This window comes from Azospirillum halopraeferens DSM 3675, assembly GCF_000429625.1.
In the GTDB taxonomy this organism is placed as follows: Bacteria; Pseudomonadota; Alphaproteobacteria; order Azospirillales; family Azospirillaceae; genus Azospirillum; species Azospirillum halopraeferens.
Genome location: NZ_AUCF01000016.1, coordinates 35021 through 52144, shown reverse-complemented (window position 1 = coordinate 52144; position 17124 = coordinate 35021). Strand labels below are relative to the sequence as shown.

17 protein-coding genes are annotated in these 17124 nt (G+C 71.3%); 3 read left to right on the top strand and 14 right to left on the bottom strand.

Features of this window, described 5'->3' with window-relative positions; genetic code table 11:
- Positions 1-98: 98 nt before the first annotated feature.
- Positions 99-1460, top strand: coding sequence for an omega-aminotransferase AptA (gene aptA, locus G472_RS0116330; protein ID WP_051340904.1), 1362 nt, complete (start codon positions 99-101; stop codon positions 1458-1460).
- 548 nt (positions 1461-2008) lie between these two features.
- On the opposite strand, the gene G472_RS0116325 is transcribed toward aptA, so the two are convergent.
- The 11 genes from G472_RS0116325 to G472_RS0116275 form a co-directional block, all read right to left on the bottom strand.
- Complete coding sequence (locus tag G472_RS0116325) at positions 2009-3202, bottom strand: 3-hydroxybenzoate 6-monooxygenase (protein ID WP_029009255.1); 1194 nt, start codon at positions 3200-3202, stop codon at positions 2009-2011.
- Positions 3203-3307: 105 nt separating this feature from the next.
- A complete protein-coding gene (locus G472_RS0116320; protein ID WP_029009254.1) occupies positions 3308-3775 on the bottom strand; it encodes a MarR family winged helix-turn-helix transcriptional regulator in 468 nt (155 codons plus the stop codon).
- A gap of 98 nt (positions 3776-3873) precedes the next feature.
- The gene (locus tag G472_RS0116315; RefSeq protein ID WP_029009253.1) at positions 3874-4572 is read right to left on the bottom strand and encodes a fumarylacetoacetate hydrolase family protein; all 699 of its coding nucleotides are present in this window, start codon (positions 4570-4572) and stop codon (positions 3874-3876) included.
- 4 nt (positions 4573-4576) lie between these two features.
- Entirely contained in the window at positions 4577-5617 is a 1041-nt protein-coding gene (locus G472_RS0116310; protein WP_029009252.1) for a cupin domain-containing protein, read from the bottom strand.
- Positions 5618-5661: 44 nt separating this feature from the next.
- On the bottom strand, positions 5662-6315 hold the full coding sequence (gene maiA, locus G472_RS0116305; RefSeq protein ID WP_029009251.1) for a maleylacetoacetate isomerase: 654 nt from the start codon (positions 6313-6315) through the stop codon (positions 5662-5664).
- 28 nt (positions 6316-6343) lie between these two features.
- Complete coding sequence (locus tag G472_RS0116300) at positions 6344-7606, bottom strand: TRAP transporter large permease (RefSeq protein ID WP_029009250.1); 1263 nt, start codon at positions 7604-7606, stop codon at positions 6344-6346.
- The gene (locus G472_RS0116295; protein ID WP_029009249.1) at positions 7603-8133 is read right to left on the bottom strand and encodes a TRAP transporter small permease; all 531 of its coding nucleotides are present in this window, start codon (positions 8131-8133) and stop codon (positions 7603-7605) included. The genes G472_RS0116300 and G472_RS0116295 overlap by 4 nt, the downstream gene beginning before the upstream one ends.
- 62 nt (positions 8134-8195) lie before the next feature.
- The gene (locus G472_RS33655) at positions 8196-9176 is read right to left on the bottom strand and encodes a TRAP transporter substrate-binding protein (RefSeq protein WP_035692707.1); all 981 of its coding nucleotides are present in this window, start codon (positions 9174-9176) and stop codon (positions 8196-8198) included.
- A gap of 137 nt (positions 9177-9313) precedes the next feature.
- Positions 9314-9634, bottom strand: a complete 321-nt coding sequence (locus G472_RS37285; protein ID WP_051340903.1) for an AzlD domain-containing protein — start codon at positions 9632-9634, stop codon at positions 9314-9316.
- Positions 9631-10416, bottom strand: a complete 786-nt coding sequence (locus G472_RS33645) for an AzlC family ABC transporter permease (protein WP_084536696.1) — start codon at positions 10414-10416, stop codon at positions 9631-9633. Before G472_RS33645 ends, G472_RS37285 begins: the two co-directional genes overlap by 4 nt.
- A 211-nt stretch (positions 10417-10627) precedes the next feature.
- Positions 10628-10813 (bottom strand): hypothetical protein, encoded by a 186-nt coding sequence (locus G472_RS0116275; protein ID WP_211100203.1) that lies wholly within the window; start codon positions 10811-10813, stop codon positions 10628-10630.
- A gap of 291 nt (positions 10814-11104) precedes the next feature.
- On the opposite strand from G472_RS0116275, the gene G472_RS0116270 reads away from it, so the two are divergent.
- A complete protein-coding gene (locus G472_RS0116270) occupies positions 11105-12076 on the top strand; it encodes a cation diffusion facilitator family transporter (RefSeq protein ID WP_029009247.1) in 972 nt (323 codons plus the stop codon).
- A 7-nt stretch (positions 12077-12083) separates the two neighbouring features.
- Here the strand turns inward: G472_RS0116270 and G472_RS0116265 are convergent, their stop codons facing one another.
- Both G472_RS0116265 and G472_RS0116260 read right to left on the bottom strand, forming a co-directional pair.
- Positions 12084-12269 (bottom strand): 4-oxalocrotonate tautomerase, encoded by a 186-nt coding sequence (locus G472_RS0116265; protein ID WP_029009246.1) that lies wholly within the window; start codon positions 12267-12269, stop codon positions 12084-12086.
- Positions 12270-12282: 13 nt separating this feature from the next.
- Positions 12283-13068 carry a class II aldolase/adducin family protein gene (locus G472_RS0116260; RefSeq protein ID WP_029009245.1) on the bottom strand — a complete coding sequence of 262 codons (786 nt, stop codon included), beginning with the start codon at positions 13066-13068 and terminating at the stop codon, positions 12283-12285.
- 484 nt (positions 13069-13552) lie between these two features.
- On the opposite strand from G472_RS0116260, the gene G472_RS37280 reads away from it, so the two are divergent.
- Positions 13553-16171, top strand: a complete 2619-nt coding sequence (locus tag G472_RS37280) for a methyl-accepting chemotaxis protein (RefSeq protein WP_051340901.1) — start codon at positions 13553-13555, stop codon at positions 16169-16171.
- Positions 16172-16205: 34 nt separating this feature from the next.
- Here G472_RS37280 and G472_RS0116250 read toward each other — a convergent pair whose 3' ends face one another.
- Positions 16206-17114, bottom strand: coding sequence for a LysR family transcriptional regulator (locus tag G472_RS0116250; protein WP_029009244.1), 909 nt, complete (start codon positions 17112-17114; stop codon positions 16206-16208).
- Positions 17115-17124: the final 10 nt, after the last annotated feature.

The window sequence follows — 17124 nt, the reverse complement described above, 5'->3', positions numbered from 1 at the left end:
TGCTTGCGTGAGGTTTGGGTTGTTTGGATTTAACCGCAACCGAACGCCGGTGCACACTGCCTTTCGCCCAAGCCCCCCAATCCGGAGGAGACCGGAGCATGCCCCCCCTGGACAGCCCCCCGGTGCACGGCACCGACCGCGCCGCCGGCGTGACCCGCGCCGAACTGGACGCCCACTGGATGCCGTTCACCGCCAACCGGGAGTTCAAGGCCGATCCGCGCATGATCGTGCGCGGCGAGGGGGCGTGGTACATCGACGGCGAGGGCCGGCGCGTCTACGACAGCCTGTCCGGCCTGTGGTGCTGCGGCGCCGGCCACGGCCGGCGCGAGATCGTCGACGCGGTGTCGCGCCAGATCGCCGAGCTGGACTACAGCCCCGCCTTCCAGTACGGGCACCCCGCCGCCTTCCGGCTGGCGCACCGCCTGGCATCCATGGCCCCGGCCGGCCTCGACCACGTGTTCTTCGTCAGCTCCGGGTCGGAGGCGGCGGACACCGCCCTGAAGATGGCGCGCGCCTACTGGCGCCTGAAGGGCGAGCCGACGCGGACCAAGCTGATCGGCCGCGCCCGCGGCTACCACGGCGTCAACTTCGGCGGCACCGGCGTGGGCGGCATCGGGGCGAACCGCAAGCTGTTCGGCGCCGGTATCGACGCCGACCACCTGCCCCACACGGTGCTGCCGCAGAACGCCTTCTCCCGGGGGATGCCGGAGGAGGGCGCCCATCTGGCCGACGCCCTGGAAGAGCTGGTGGCCCTGCACGACGCCTCCAACATCGCCGCGGTGATGGTGGAACCCCTGTCGGGCTCCGCCGGGGTGTTGCCGCCGCCGCGCGGCTATCTGCAACGGCTGCGCGCGCTGTGCGACCGCTACGGCATCCTGCTGATCTTCGACGAGGTGATCACCGGCTTTGGCCGCATGGGCGCGCCGTTCGGCGCCGACGCCTTCGGCGTGGTGCCCGACATCATGACCGTCGCCAAGGGGCTGACCAACGGCACCGTGCCCATGGGTGCCGTCATCGCGTCGCGCGACATCCACCGCACCTTCATGGAGAACGGCGGTCCGGAGCACATGGTGGAGTTCCCGCACGGCTACACCTATTCCGCCCACCCCGTGGCCTGCGCCGCCGGCCTGGCGGCACTGGAGCTGTTCGAGCGGGAAGACCTGGCCGGCCGCGCCGCCGCCCTGGCGCCCCATTTCGAATCCGTGCTGCACGGGCTGAAGGGTCTGCCCCGCGTTACCGACATCCGCAACTACGGGCTGGCCGGCGCGGTGCAGATTGCCGGCGACCCCGCGGCGCCGGGACGGCGGCTGTACGAGATCGCCATGGCCTGCTGGAAGGCCGGCTGCTACGTCCGCCACGGCGGCGACACGCTCCAGTTCGCCCCCCACTTCCACAGCGAACCGGCCGACCTGGACCGCCTGATGGACGTGGTGGCCGACGCCATCCGCCGGGCGGGTTGATGCGGCAGGCATACGATTGACGATCAGGATGATGGGGCAGCCTGCATATCAACACAATGCGAGCTGCTCCGGCCGGGCTGCGGGAGAAGGGTCGTCAAGCAAACGTGCCGGGATGCCTCGGTCGCGGCATTCAACGTCGTGGCAATCTCGTTGAGAACGTCGACGTAGCGGATGCGGATCGGTCCGCCGGGTTCCTTATCAGCACCGGAATGGGGTCCGGTTCTTCGGTTGCCTCGACGCTGTCGTCCCGGACCGACCGAAGTCCAACAGGTCGGAGAACCGGTAGAGATTCCGGAGCGAACAGGTCCGGCGCTTCACGATCTTCCCGGCATCGACGTTATGACCGCCCGCTTGCGCCCTGCCGGGTGAGTCATCGGCAATCTTGGCCTTGGCCGGAGAGCGATGTCGACCGAACACCGTTCCCGGCCGCCGTGGACCAACTCCCGGGCCGGGCCACCCGCCACCGATCCACGTCGCCGCTCCCCTCCTCCCGCCGGCGGCGGGGGAGGGGAGCGGTGGCGCTTATGGATGGCCGGGCCGCGCGCGGTTCAGGCGGCCGACAGGCCGGTGCCGCCGTAGAGCCATTGCAGGCCGTTGTAGAAGTCGTCGGGGGACTTGGCGCCCATCACCGCGTTGCGGATTTTCCGCTCCACACCCTCGGCGTGGTAGAGCTTGCCCAGCATGCGCGACGACAGGACGACGCGGTAGGCGCGCACGATGCGCTCCTCCTGGTAGGCGTGGAAGGCCGCCCCGAGATCGCCCTCGCACCGGCGCAGCTTGTCCGCCAGGCACACCGAGTCCTCCAGCGCCATGCAGGCGCCCTGGGCGAAGTACTGGTGGGTGGGGTGGGCGGCGTCGCCCAGCAGGGTGACGTTGCCGTCGGTCCAGTTCTCGATGGGCTCGCGGTCACCCAGCACCCAGCGGCGCCATTCCGTCGGCTTCTCCAGCAGCTTGCGCGCCTTGGGCACGATGGCGCCGAAGCGGCCGAGGACCTCCTCGCGCGTGCCGGGCTCGTTGGTGCCGACCTCGGACACGTCGGTCTGGAACGTGGCGACCAGGTTGAAGGTCTTCCAGCCCTGCAAGGGGTAGTGGACCATGTGGCACTTCGGACCGGCCCACAGGGTGGCGGCGTTCCAGCGCAGGTCCTCGGGCATCTGCTCGATGGGCAGCACCGCGCGGTAGGCCACGTGCCCGGACAGGCGCAGCGCGTCGCCGCCGGTCAGTTGCTCGCGGATCTTCGAGCGCACGCCGTCGGCGCCGATGACGGCGTCGCCGGCGAAGGTGTCGCCCGTCTCGGTGCGCACCAGCGCGCCCGACGCGGTGTTCTCATAGGCGACGACGCGCTGGTTGTTGACCAGGGTGATGGCGTCCCGGGCGCGGCAGGCGTCCAGCAGCACGCCGTGCAGGTCGGCGCGGTGCACCACGGCGTAGGGATTGCCGAAGCGCGTGCGGAACGGCGCGTCCACCGGCATCTCGGCGATGAGGTCGCCGGTCAGCCCGTCCATCATGATCAGCTTGTCGATGTAGACCGCCTTGGCGCGTGCGGCGTCGCCCACCCCCAGATAGTCGAAGGCGTGGAAGGCGTTGGGGCCGATCTGGATGCCGGCGCCGATCTCGCCGAACTGCGCCGCCTGTTCCAGCACCGTCACCCGGCAGCCGATGTTGGCGAGGCCGAGTGCCGCCGACAGGCCGCCGATGCCGCCGCCGGCGACGACCATGGTGCGATTGACTGTGTCCGTCATGGGGTTTCTCCCGGAGGTTCGTTGATCATTACAAGATCGAGACAATCAGTATACTGTCTATCTGCCGCCGAACCGCCCCCCGGTACGGGGTCGCGGCCGGCCGTATCAGGGCCGGGCGCCCTCCTTCAGGGGGGCGCGGCTGGCCTCGTTGTTCTCGTCGACGATCCGTTCGAGCAGGGCCGTGAAGATGGCCCGCTCCTCGGGCGTCAGGGGGGCGAGGATGCGGGCCTGGCTGCGCTCCACCGCGGGTTCCACGGCTTCCAGCACCCGCAGCCCCTCCTCGGTCAGGGACAGCAGCTTCTGCCGGCGGTCCTCGACGCCCGGTACCCGGCGCAGCCAGCCCTTCTCCTCCAGCCGTTCCGCCAGTCCACCGATGGTCGAGCGGTCCAGCGCCGCCCGGTGCGCCAGGGAGATCTGGTCCAGGTCCGGCGTCGAGCGCAGCACCGCCAGCACCGCGTACTGCATGGGCGTGATGTCGTACTCCCGGCATTCGTCGAGGAAGATTGACACCGAGATCTGCTGGGCACGCCGGATGAGGTGGCCGGGTTTGAGGTGCAGGTTGCCGGGCAGCATGAGGTTCCTCGTGGACGGTGTGAGGGAAGGCCGCCCCGGTAACACGGACGGGCTGCCGGCGGCCATGCGCCGGGTTGTCCCCGCGGCCTTCCCCACGGTCATTCCGCGGGGCCGATGGTGAAGGTGATTGACCCCACGCCGGCGATGGCCCCCTCCAGCCGGTCACCCGCCACCACGGCGCCCACACCCTCGGGCGTGCCGGTGTAGATCAGGTCGCCGGGGCCGAGGTGGAAGTAGCGCGACAGGTGGGCGACCACCTCCGGCACGCTCCAGATCAGCTTGGACAGGTCGGAGTTCTGCTTCTCCACGCCGTTCACCGACAGGGTGATCGCCCCCGACGACGGGTGGCCGATGTCGGCCGCCGGCACGAGATCGCCGATCACCGCCGACTCCTCGAAGCCCTTGCCCAGGTCCCAGGGCCGGCCCATCTCGCGGGCCTTGATCTGCAGATCGCGCCGCGTCATGTCGAGGCCGCAGGCGTAGCCCCACACGGCGTCGAGGGCCTGCTCCGGCGCCACCCGGAAGGCGGGGCGGCCGATGGCGATCACCAGCTCCATCTCGTAATGGTAGTTGGCGGTCTCCGGCGGGTAGGCGACGGTGGAGCCGGAGGCGACCAGCGCGTTGGCCGGCTTCATGAAGTAGAACGGCGGCTCGCGGTCGGGGTCGAAGCCCATCTCGCGGGCGTGGGCGGCGTAGTTGCGGCCGACGCAGAAGATGCGGGACACGGGGTAGAGCGCCCCGCTGCCGCGCACCGGGACGGCGGGGACGGGCGGAACGGGAAAGGCGTACGCGGTCATCGGATCAGAACTCCTCGTAGATGCCGATCTTGCGGTGCAGCGGCGCGTCGTCGACGTGGAAGACGAAGGCGGGTGCTGCGGGGTCGGCGCGGTGGCGGACGGTGGCGTGGGTGGGGACGGCGATGGTGTCGCCCTCCTCCCAGGTCAGGGTGACACCGTCGATCTCGGACTGGCCGCGGCCCTCGATGACGTGCAGCACGCTGGATGCCGAGCGGCGGCGCGGCGCCACCTCCTCGCCGGCCCGGATCATCTGCGCGGAGAAGCCCAGGATCGGCAGGCACTCCGCCCCGGTCTCGGGGTTGACGTAGGCGAGGTGCACGGCCTCGCCGGGGCCGACGGCGGTGGACAGGTCGCGCAGGTTCTGCCGCACCTCCGTCCACGGGAAGCGGATCAGCGGGTAGTCGGCGCGCCGGGCGTTCAGCGCGGCGTAGGGCACCAGGCCGGCGCGGCGGTAGGTGGTCTGCGAGCGGTCGGCGGCGTTGCGGATGGTCTGCGGCTCGCCCTCCAGGCAATAGGACGCCTCCATGCCGTAGATCAGCGGCAGGTCCAGGGCGTCCAGCCACACCACCGGACCGCTGCCGGCGTGCCCGTGCTCGTGCCACAGGCCCGACGGGGTGAGGATCAGGTCGCCCTTCTCCATCGGGCACTTCTCCCCGTCGACCGAGGTGAAGCCGCCCTGACCCTCCACCACGAAGCGCACGGCGCTGGGGGAGTGGCGGTGGTTGGGGGCGGTCTCGCCGGGCAGGATGAGCTGAAGGCCGAGATAGATGGTGGGGGTGGCCATCATCCGCTCCAGCCCGAGGCCGGGGTTGGCGAGCACCAGCACGCGGCGCTCCGCCTTCTCGATGGGCGTCAGCTCGCCGGCGCGCAGCAGGTGGGGGCGGATGTCGGCGTAGCGCCAGGCGAAGGGCCGGGTGGCGCGGCTGGGTATGCCGTAGGGCAGCACGGCGCGCAGGGACGGCCACAGCGGCGTGACGCTCATGGCCGCCAGGGCGTCCACATAGTCGGCCGGCAGGTCGGCCAGCGTCCCCAGTTGGGTGGACATGACGGTTCCTCCTCTCGGGCTGGGTTGTTCCGGGCGGCCGCGGGTCAGGCGGCGTCCGGCTGGTTTTCGGGCAGGGCGCGCTCGAAGGCGGGCAGGGCGGCGCAGGCGTCGACGATCCGGCGGATCGTCGGGTACGGCTCCATGTCCACGGCGAAGCGGCGGTTGTTGACGGCCTGGGAGAACAGGCAGACGTCGGCCAGCGTCGGCGCGTCGCCGTGGCAGAAGTGCCCGGTGTCGGGGCTGCCGGCCAGCATGGTCTCCAGGGGGCCGAAGCTCTCGGCCACCCAGTGGCGGAACCATTCGGCCACCGCCGCCTCGTCGGCGCCGAAGCGGGTCTCCAGGTACAGCAGGATGCGCAGGTTGTTGACGGGATGGATGTCGCAGGCGACGGCGCTCGCCAGGGCGCGCACGCGGGCCCGCGCCGTGGCCCCCCGCGGCAGCAGCGGCGGCTCGGGGTGGGTTTCCTCCAGGTACTCCAGGATGGCGGGGCTCTGGGGGATCACCGTGCCGTCGGGCAGCTCCAGCGCCGGCACGAGACCCTGCGGGTTGAGCGCCCGGTAGGCGGGGGCGCGGTGGTCGCCCCGGCGCAGGGCGTAGGTGCGCTGCTCGTACGCCACACCCTTGAGGTTGAGGGCGGCGCGCACCCGGATGGAGGTGGAGCTGCGGAAGAAGTTGTGCAGGATCAGGGGCGCGGTCATGGCGGAGGGCTCCGGACGGGAACGGGCGTCAGCGCAGGGCGGTGGTGAGGGCGGGCAGGAAGACGACGGCCAGGATCACCGCGCAGGTCACGGCGATGAACGGCAGGATGGCGCGGGCCAGACGCCCCAGTGCCGCACCGCTCATGGCCGCGGCGACGTAGAGGCCGGCCCCCACGGGCGGCGTCAGCAGCCCCAGGGTCAGGGTCAGGCAGGTCATCACCCCGAAATGCACGGGGTCGATGCCGTAGGTCTTCTGGGCGATCGGCAGCAGGATCGGCACCAGCACGATCAGGGCGGCGATGCCGTCCAGCACCATGCCGACGATCATCAGGAAGACGAACACCAGCACCATGAAGACCGTGGGGTCCGAGGTCATGGCCTGGAGCAGGGCGGCGGCGGACTGCGGCACCTGGTTGAAGGTGAGCACCCAGCCGAACACCTTGGCGGCGGCGATCAGGAACAGCACGGTCGCCGTGTTGCGCGCCGTGCGCTCCAGCGCCGGGGACAGGTGGGCCCACTTCAGCTCGCGGAACACCACGCCGCCGATGATGGCGGCCAGCAGCGTCGCCACGGCGGCGGATTCCGTGGGCGTGACGATGCCGAAGGCGATGCCGCCGACGATCACCGCGGGGATGGACAGGGTCAGCAGGGCGCCGCCCGTGGCCTTCCACAGGTCCGGCCGCTCGGCGCGGGCGGTGCGGCCGTCGTGGGCGCGGGCGGCGCCGAAGGCGATGACGGCGCACAGCAGGGCCGCCAGCAGCAGGCCCGGCAGGATGCCACCGATGAACATGTCCTTGATCGACACCTGGCCGACCACCCCGTAGATGATAAAGATCATCGACGGCGGGATGATCGGGCCGAGCAGCCCGGCCGAGGCGGTCAGCGCCGCGGCGAAGGTGCGGCTGTAGCCGTCGCGCTCCATCTCCGGCACCATGACGCGGCTCATGACGGCGATCTGCGCCGTGGCGGAGCCCATGATGGAGGCCAGCAGCAGGTTGGCCGACAGGGACACGTAGGCCATGCTGTGCGGTACCCAGCCCAGCCAGGCGCGCGCCGCCAGCACGATGCGCCGGGTGATGCCGCCCTCGTTCATCAGCTCGCCCAGCAGGATGAACAGGGGGATGGCCAGCAGGTCGAACACCTCGATGGAGTTGAACAGGATCTGCGGCAGCGATTCCAGCAGGCGCAGGTTGCCGGTGGCCCCCACGAAGGCGAAGGTCGCGGCGATCAGCACGAAGGCGACGGGCAGGCCCAGCGCCAGCAGCAGGGCGAAGGCGACGACGACGGTCATGACGGCTCCGTGGCGGGGTCCGGCACGACGCCGGCGGCCTCGGCGATCGCGCGCAGCAGGTGGGCCAGCACGTGGCAGAGGGCGGCGGCGCTGAACAGCGGGATGATCAGGAAGAACGGCCACTTCGGCCAGCCCAGGGTCACCGCCATGTCGAACGAAGCGAACGGCGACAGGATCCAGTGGACCGAGTGGTAGAGGATCGCCGCCAGCATCAGCGCGGCCACCGTCTCGGTCACGATGAACAGGGTGCGGCGCCGGGTGTAGGTCAGGCGGTCGCTGAACAGTGTCATGCGCACCTGGACGTTCTCGTGGATGGTCACCGAGATCGCCAGGAAGGCCATCCAGATCAGGATGTAGATCGCCAGCTCCTCGGCGTAGAAGAGCGGCGCGTTGAACAGGTAGCGCAGGCCGACGTTGACGATCAGCAGGGCGGTGAACACGACGATCAGCGCCTTGCAGACGAACATCTCGGCGCGCGCCAGCAGCCGGCTCCAGCCGGCGGCGAGCCGGGCCGTGGTACGCAGCATGACGGGTGTCTCCGGGTGGTGTCCGGGTCGGGGGACGCCCGCGGCGGGCGTCCCCCGATGCCTCAGCGGGCCTCGGCCTGCTCGCGGAACGCCTTGACCAGCGGCTGGCCGCCGAACTGAGCGGCGAAGGCATCGTTGGCCCGGGCGAAGCGCTCCCTGGCGTCGGCCAGCGTCTCGATGCGCAGCGCCCCCTGAAGGCTTTCCAGGTTCCGGCGCTCCGCCTCGATCTGGGCGGTGTTGGCCCACTCCAGCGTCTCTGCCATGGTTTCGCGGATCAGCTCCCGGCGCTCGGGCGTCATCGTCTGCCAGCGGGCACCGCTGTAGACGGCGATGGCGGGGAACGCCATGTGGCTGGTGACCGTCAGCCCCTTGGCCACGTCCTGGAAGCGGGAGCCGACCAGCGCGTCCAGGTCGATGTCCACGCCGTCCAGCAGGCCGTTCTGCAGGCTCTGGTAGATCTCGGGCAGATGGACCGGCGTCGGCACCGCGCCCGCCGCTTCCCACCAGACCTTCATGGCGGGGAAGGGCACGATGCGGATCTTCTTGCCCTTCAGGTCGTCCAGCGACTGCGCCGGGGCATCGCGCATGAGGATGTGACGCATGCCCGCGAAGGTGTAGCCGAGCCCCTGGAGCCCGACGCCCTTCAGGTTGTCCAGCATCTGCCCGGCGGCGGGGGTGCGGGTGGCGGCGACCGCCTCGCCCACGTCGGCGAACAGGAAGGGGGTGAACCAGGCGGTGATGCTGGGCTCGCGCAGGCTGGTGATCGACGCGGTCATGATGCCCATGTCGAGCAGACCGGTCTGCATCTGCTGGAACATCTCCGGCTCGTTGCCGAGCTGCCCGCCGGGGAAGATCGCCGCGGTGAGCGCGCCGCCGCTCTTTTCCTTCAGGCGGTCGGCGAAGTGCTGGGCGGCCCGGGTCCACACATGCTGCGGCGGGGTGATCAGGCCGATCTTGATCTCCTCGGCCGCGGCCGGTGCCGCGGTGCCGACGAGCGGGGCGAGCACGGCGCCGAGCGCGGCGACGGCAGTCAGGATCCTCATGGGGTCTCTCTCTCCGGTTGGACGACGTCGGCCGTTCGGGGCTCTTGTCCGTTGCGGCACGTGACCGTCCGCTATCCCTACCAAACAGTCAGTGTGCTGTCAATCAGTATGCTGTCTAATACGATGGGATGCGCCCGTCAGCCCGCCAGGTGCAGCACCAGCATGCAGGCGGCGGTGCCGGAGCCGACGGACAGCAGCAGGTTGCGCCATCCCAGGTGGGCGGCGACGGTCACCGCCGCTCCCGCCGCCTGCGCCATCTGCGCCGGTGCGTCGGCGTCGCCGAGGCCGCGGGCCATGTAGACCAGCAGCACCGCCAGCACGGCGGGCGGGAACAGTTCGGCGAACAGGCGGCGCAGGGCCGGTCCGGCCAGCCGCGCACCGGCCAGGAAGGGCAGGAAGCGGGCGGCCGCCGTCGCCAGCCCCATCAGCACCGCGGTGAGGATCAGGGTGCCGCTCATGGACGGTGCCTCCAGCGGTCCACGGCGACCGCTGCCGCCAGGGCGGCGGCCAGTGCCGGCAGCAGGGTGCCGGCCGGTCCGGCGGCCAGGAAGACCGCCGCCGCCGCGGCGGCGGCGACCAGCGCCGCCGTGCCCTTGCGGGCGGTGCGCACCTGTTCCAGCAGCAGCACGATGAACAGCGCCGTCAGGGCGAATTCCAATCCGCCGGCTTGGCCCGGCAGCAGGCCGCCCAGCAGCGCCCCCAGCGCGCTGCCGGCCACCCAGTAGGACTGGTTCAGCAGCGCCACCCGCCACAGCAGCCCATCGCCGGCGGGGCCGTGCGTCTCCTCCGGCGGGACGGCGGCCAGCACGGCGTAGGTCTCGTCGGTCAGGGCGAAGGCGAAATAGGCCCCGGCGGCGCTCCACCCGCTGCGGAAGCGGTCGAGAAAGGCCAGGCCGTAGACGGCATGGCGGGCGTTCAGCACCAGCGTCGCCAGGGCCACCTCCGCCGGCCCCTGGCCGGCCGCCAGCATGCCCGCCGCCATGAACTGCGACGCGCCGGCGTAGACCACCAGGCTGAGCAGGACGGCGCCGGCCGGCGGCAAGCCCTGCTGCACCCACAGCACGCCGAAGGCGACGCCGATGGCGACGTAGCCCACCAGGATCGGCAGGCTGAGCACCAGGGCGCGCCGCCACGCGCCATGGACCGGAGCGGCGGCGGGATCGGTGGCGGGTTCGGCAGCGGGATCTCCGGCGGGCATCGGCGTCGGCGGTGGTGGCGCGGGGGGCGGATCAAAGTCCATTCGGCACTGCGCCGCAACCCCCGAACACACGGGTCGGGGCTGCACCCCGTCAGAGCGAACTGCCCAAAAAACAGGCAATTCCCCGGGCCGCTTGCCGCCTGCGGCGATTCACGGGATCGTCCCGGAGTCTCCCACAGACTTATCCGCACCTTCTGGGGATTATCCACCGAACGGGTAGGAGGGTCTTACCAATGGGGAGGCGTCGGCGTTCTCAGGCCGCCGACACCGTGCGCAGCGGCCGGGTCAGGCGCATGGACTCGGCGCAGTGATAATGCCAGGGGCGGCCTTCGGGGTCGCCGGCCCAATGGGGCCGGGCGGGCTCGATGGGCTGGCCGCAGTGGCAGCAGATCGGCGGCGCGGGCGGGGTGAAGCCCGCCTTCTTGTCGGCCGAGGTCATCATGGGATTCCGGAACCGGTTGCGGGCGGGGAGCGCGGCGGCTGCCGCAGCGAGGCCGGGGTCTTACGATAGGATGCGCCGGTCCCGCCACGGCGAGGACGGGGTAGGCTACCACTTCCGATCGGGTGCGCTCCGCCCGGACAGCGCCGTGATGCCGTGCCCGTCATTCCCGTGATGGCGGCGGAGCCGGACACGCGATGCCCGCGCCCGATGGCCCATTACAGGGCTCGCGCGGCAGCGGCGGCGGTGTAGACTGGCGGGCCACCGGTCGGGCGGCGGACGAGGACGAACATGGGCGGCGGGCACACCCACGGGGGCCATTCGCATGGCGATCATTCCCACGGCGGTCATTCCCATAGCGGTCATTCCCATGGCGGCCACGCCGCACCGGTGACGGCGGGCAGCGAGCGGCGGGTCTTTCAGGTGATGCTGCTGACCGGCGCCTTCATGCTGGCGGAGGTGGCGGGGGGCGTGATCTCCGGCTCCCTGGCCCTGCTGGCCGACGCCGGGCACATGCTGACCGACTTCGCGGCCCTGGCGCTGGCCTGGACAGCCTTCCGGATGGGGCGGCGCCCGGCCGACGCGCTTCGCTCCTACGGGTGGTTCCGGTTCGAGGTGCTGGCGGCCTTCGTCAACGGCCTCGCCCTGTTCGTCATCGCCGGCTGGATCATGGTCGAGGCGGCGGCCCGCCTGATGGAGCCGTCGCCGGTGCTCGCCGGCCCGATGCTGGCCGTCGCGGTGCTGGGCCTGCTGGTCAACGCCGTCGCCCTGTGGGTGCTGCACCGCAGCGGCGGTGGCGACAATCTGAACGTGCGGGGTGCGGCCCTGCACGTGCTGGGCGACCTGTTGGGCTCGGTCGGTGCCATCGCGGCGGCGCTGATCATCCTGTGGACGGGCTGGACGCCGATCGACCCGCTGCTGTCGGTGGTGGTGGCGCTGCTGGTGCTGCGCAGCGCCCTGAGCCTGGTGCGCGAGTCCGCCCACATCCTGCTGGAGGGCACGCCCCCCGGGATCGACGCCGCCCGCGTCGGGGCGGCCGTGCGCGCCGTGCCGGGCGTGGTGGACGTCCACCACGTCCACGCCTGGGCGCTGACCGGCGAGCGTCCGCTGATGACCCTGCACGCGGTCGTCGAAGACGCCGCCGATTCCGACACCGTGCTGGCGGCGGTCAGCGGCGTCCTGCGCGACCGTTTCGGAGTCGTCCACGCAACCATCCAGATCGAACGCGGCGCCTGCCCCCACGGGACCGCCCTGTGCGGGTGACGCCCCGCTACTCGTCCGACCAGAGCTTGCCGGCCGAGGCCCAGTCGCTCTTGCTGACGTCGCGGAAGATGATGTCGACCGCGTCGGGGGAGCATTTCAGCACCTCCACCGTGGCGTCGGTCAGCGCCTTGGCGTAGGCGCGCTTCTGTTCGACGGTGCGGCCCTCGAAGAGCTGGACGGTGATCAGCGGCATGGGGGTCTCCTGTTCAATCCTTGTAGTCGGGGTGAAGGCGGTCCAGCCGACGCAGGAGCGCCGGCCATTCCGCCTCGCCTTCCGGCTCCGGGTCGGCCGTGAGCTGGCGGAAGGTCTTCTCGCACACCTCGGGCGGCACCACCACCAGGGGGGCTCCGGTGGCCTGCGCCGCCAGTTGCATGCGGCAGGCCTTGTCCAGCATGTCCATCAGGACGAACGCCTCGGCCACCGTGCGCCCGGCCACCAGGCTGCCGTGGTTGTGCAGCAGCATGGCGCGGCGCGAGCCCAGCGCCGCCACCATCCGATGCTGCTCGTCACGGTCGAGGGCCAGCCCCTCGTAGCGGTGGCGGGCGAGGTCGCCGTAGAAGCGCAACGCGTGCTGGGACAGCGGCAGCAGCCCGCAGTCCAGCATGGACACGGCGATCACGGCCTCGTTGTGCAGGTGCATGACGCACCGCGCGTCCGGGCGGGCCGCGTGCACCGCGGCGTGGATGGCGAAGCCGGTGACGTTCACCTCGTAAGGGCTGTCGCCGACGATGGCGCCGTCGAGGCCGATCTTGACCAGGTTGGACGCGGTCACCTCGTCGAAGGTCAGGCCGAACGGGTTGATGAGGAACCGCCCCGGCTCGTCCGGGACGGCCAGCGAAATGTGGGTGTAGATCAGGTCGTCCCAGCCGCGCTCCGCCACCAGCCGGTAGGCGGCGGCCAGATCGACCCGCGCCCGACGCTCGGCCGCGCCGATGGCGCCGCCGGCGGTGCGGGAGGCGGCGTGGGTGAAGGAGGGAGGCGGGGTGTCCATGGGCGCGTCCTCGCGGTGGCGGGCCGGGATGATGGCACGCCGGCATTGGGTATGCCAGCGCGCGCCGTCCCCATCGTTTCCATCGTCCCGGTATCCCCTTCATCCACGCCAACAGCCCTCTTGCATGGACCGCGGCGGATGTGATCCGATAGTTTGCTCAGCAAACCAATAATACACATTTCGGGATGGGGAAGGACCATGATCTCACGCACCGCGCTTGCCGTCGGGCCCGTATCACCGCACCGAACGGCCCTGCCGGGCGGTGGGCCCGACGGCATCGACAGCCGATGAGCGCCGCACCGGCGGGTTCCGCCCCGGCGTTGTCACGGGATTGCTCCGGCAATCAAGCGCATTTTACCTTCCGTTGACGACTTATTAAACGGCACCCGCGTAGGTTTCGCGATCGGCCGCGAGGAGCGAAGATCTCGGGCCGGCATTCGAAGTGTCCCAGAAGAACAAGCATCTATCCTATGGAGAGCGGGGAATGAGCGGCACCTCCACCAGTGCGGGCGGCGAAGGAGCGCGCGCGCGCAGCCGGTTCGGCATCGGTCGCAAACTCCTGGTGTCGGTTGGCGCCATCTCGGCGATCGCCGTGCTGGGGGCGGGCGTCGGGTGGCTGTCCTTCGGCACCGTCGACACGGCATTGACCGCGGTCACCGAAGAAAGCATGCCAAGTCTGTCCGCGGCGCATGGCTTGGCGGAGGAGAGCGCGCGCATCGTCGCCATGGCCCCGTCCCTGGCGGCTGCCGACTCCCAGACCCGCCGCGCCGCCCTGCAGCGGGAGCTGATGAACAAGCAGACGCTGCTCACCGGCCTGATCGCCGACGCCGAGACCCTGGGCGCCTCGCCCGCCATCATCGCCGGGTTGCGCAGCGAAGCGGACTCCATGTTCGCCAACCTGACCAGCCTGGATTCCACGGTGCAGTCGCGCATCCGGGCCGCCGAGGGCGGTGCCGGCGTGCTGGGCGGCATCAACGACGCGCACCGCGCCCTCCTCGGCGTCATCGAGCCGCTGGTGGCGGCCAGGACCGCGACGCTGGAATCCTCGGCGACGCGGCTCAGCGAGGTCATCACCACCACCGCCGACCGCCTGGACAACGAGCAGAGCGCCGACCTGATCGCCGCCTTCGAGATGCGCGTCGCCATCGGCGCCATGGCCGAGGCCCTGCGCGCCCTGCCGGCGGTTCGCGACGCGGCCGGTGTGAACGAGCTGGTGTCCAACTTCTCCATGAACGCGCCCAAGGCGATGGTCGGTGCGCGCCGCTTCGGCGAAGGGCAGCGCTGGTCCGGCTTCGCCGAGCAGGTAGACGAGCTGCTGAAGCTGGGCATCGCGCCGACCGACGCGTTCGCGTGGAAGCGCGAGGCGCTGGACCCCGACACGCCCTACGCCGAAGCCGCCGCCCTCACCGCCCGGGTGGAGCAGAACGTCGCCCGGGCCGCGGAGCTGGAGCGGAGCCTGACGGGCGCGCTGGAATCGATCATCGGCATGACCCGCGGGTCTTTCCGGCTGGCCACCATCGACCTGAAGACGGAATCGACCGATCGCCTGGCCGTGGTGTCGCGCGACCTGGTGGCGGTGCGCACGCTGCTGGAACTGACGGCCTACGCCAACCTGCTGGCCGGACAGATGAACCAGGCGGGAACCGCGCCGACCATCGGCGCCCTGGGCGACCTGGAAGCCCTCTTCGAAGACACCCGGGCCGAGTACGTCAAGCGGGTGGAGTCCCTGGCGACCATCCGCGACGCCGGTGACCTGGCGGAGCGGGCCCGCGCGCTCGTCGCCTTCGGCGAGGGGGAGGAGAGCATCTTCGCCCACCGCTCCGACGGCCTGCGGGCCGAGGCGGAAGGTGCGGCGCTGCTGATGGCCAACGCCCAGTCGGCCGAGCGCCTGTCCGGCGCGGCGGCGACGCTGGTGCGGTCCGCCGGGGACCTGGCCGCCGACGCCTCGGCCGCCGCCGACCGGGCGGTGAACCAGGGGCGGGTGTGGCTGACCGCGCTGGCGCTGGTCAGCATCGCCGCTTCGGTGCTGGTGGTGTGGCTGGTGGTCGGGCGTCACATCGTGGCGCGGCTGGTCGCCCTGGCCGAGGCCATGCGCGCCGTCGCCGCCGGGCATCTGGACCACCCGATCCGCGCCGACGGCAAGGACGAGATCGCCGACATGGCCAACGCCCTCGTCGTTTTCCGTGACACGGCCCGCGAGGTGGAGGCCGCCAACGCCCGCACCGAGGCGGAGCGCGCCAAGGCCGCCGCCGACCGGCGCGCCGCCATGATCGCGGTGGCCGATGACCTGGAGCGGTCGATCAAGGCGGTGGTCGGCACCCTGTCGTCGCGCGCCGACGAGATGCACTCCATGGCCGGCAAGATGGCCGGTGCGGCGGAGCAGAACCGCAGCGAGGCGTCCGACGCCGCCGTCACCGCCGGGCAGACGCGGGCCAACGTGGAAACCATCGCGGCCGCCGCGCAGGAGCTTTCGGCCTCCATCGGCGAGATCAGCCGGCAGGTCACCGAGTCCGCCCGCTTCGCCGGCCAGGCCGCCAGCGAGGCGCAGCGCACCGATCAGACCGTGCAGACCCTGCAATCCTCGGCCGAGGAGATCGGCAAGGTGGTGGAGCTGATCAGCGCCATCGCCAGCCAGACCAACCTGCTGGCGCTCAACGCCACCATCGAGGCGGCGCGCGCCGGCGAGGCCGGCAAGGGCTTCGCGGTCGTGGCGTCGGAGGTGAAGAACCTGGCCAACCAGACGGCCGGCGCCACCGAACAGATCGCCCAGCAGATCGCCGCGATCCAGTCGGTGACCATGGAGGCCGCCGGCGCGATCCGCCGCATCGTGGAGACCATCGCCACCATCAACGACATCTCCACCGGCATCGCCGCTGCCGTGGAGGAGCAGGAGGCCGGCACCCGCGAGATCGCCCGCAACGTGGAGCAGGCGGCCGCCGGCACCACCGCCCTGTCGCGCAGCATGGAAACCGTGTCCACCGCCGCCGCCGGCGCCGGTGCCGCGGCGACCCAGGTGCTGAGCGCCTCGGCCGAGGTGTCGCAGCAGGCGGTCACCCTGCGCAACGACATCGAGCAGGTGCTGCACCAGATCCGCGCGGCGTAACCACGCGTCGTGATGCAGTGCGCGGCCGGCGGTATCAGGATGTCCCGATGCCGCCGGCCGCGTCCGTTTCCGCCCCGGCGGTTTCCAGCAACCACTCCCTGAACCCCCGCATGGCCGGAGTCGGGCGGCGGGATTTCAGCCGCGTCAGCCAGTAGGCGCCCATCGACACGCCGATGGCAAAGGGCCGGCGCACCACTCCGGCGTCGAGCTGGCGGGTGAACATCCGCGGCGGCGCCAGGGCGATGCCGGCGCCCTGCGTCGCCGCCTCCAGCATCGCCACCGACGAATCGAAGACGACCCCCTTCACCAGCGGTCCCGGCGCGGCGACGCCCGCGGCGGCGAACCAGGCCGGCCACTCGTCGGCGCGGTAGGAGCGCAGCAGGGTGTGGCGCAGCAGGTCCGCCGGTTCGCGCAGGGTGTCGGCGATGGCGGGGATGCACAGGGGCGATAGGGGGGCCTCGAACAGCCGCTCCGCCTCCGTGCCGTGCCAGGCGCCGTCGCCGAACCGGATGGCGAGGTCCAGCCCTTCCGCCGCCGCGTCCACCCGGTTGTTGTTGGTGGACAGGCGCAGGTCGATGAAGGGGTGGCGCGCCGCGAAGGCGGGCAGGCGGGGCAGCAGCCAGCCCACCGCAAAGGTGCCGACCGCGCCGACTGTCAGCACCTGGCGCACCTGGCCGCCCTCGAACCGCTCCAGCATCTCCGCCATGCGGTCGAAGGAGTCGCGCACCACCGGCAGCAGGGCCTCCCCTTCCGCGGTGATCATCAGGCCACGGGGCAGGCGCTTGAACAGGGTGACCTTCAGGCGTTGCTCCAGGACCTTCACCTGGTGGCTGACCGCCGCCTGGGTGACGCACAGCTCCACCGCCGCGCGGGTGAAGCTGAGATGGCGCGCCGACGCCTCGAAGGCGCGCAGAGCGTTCAGCGGCAGGTGTGGCCGGACCATGGAGACCCAA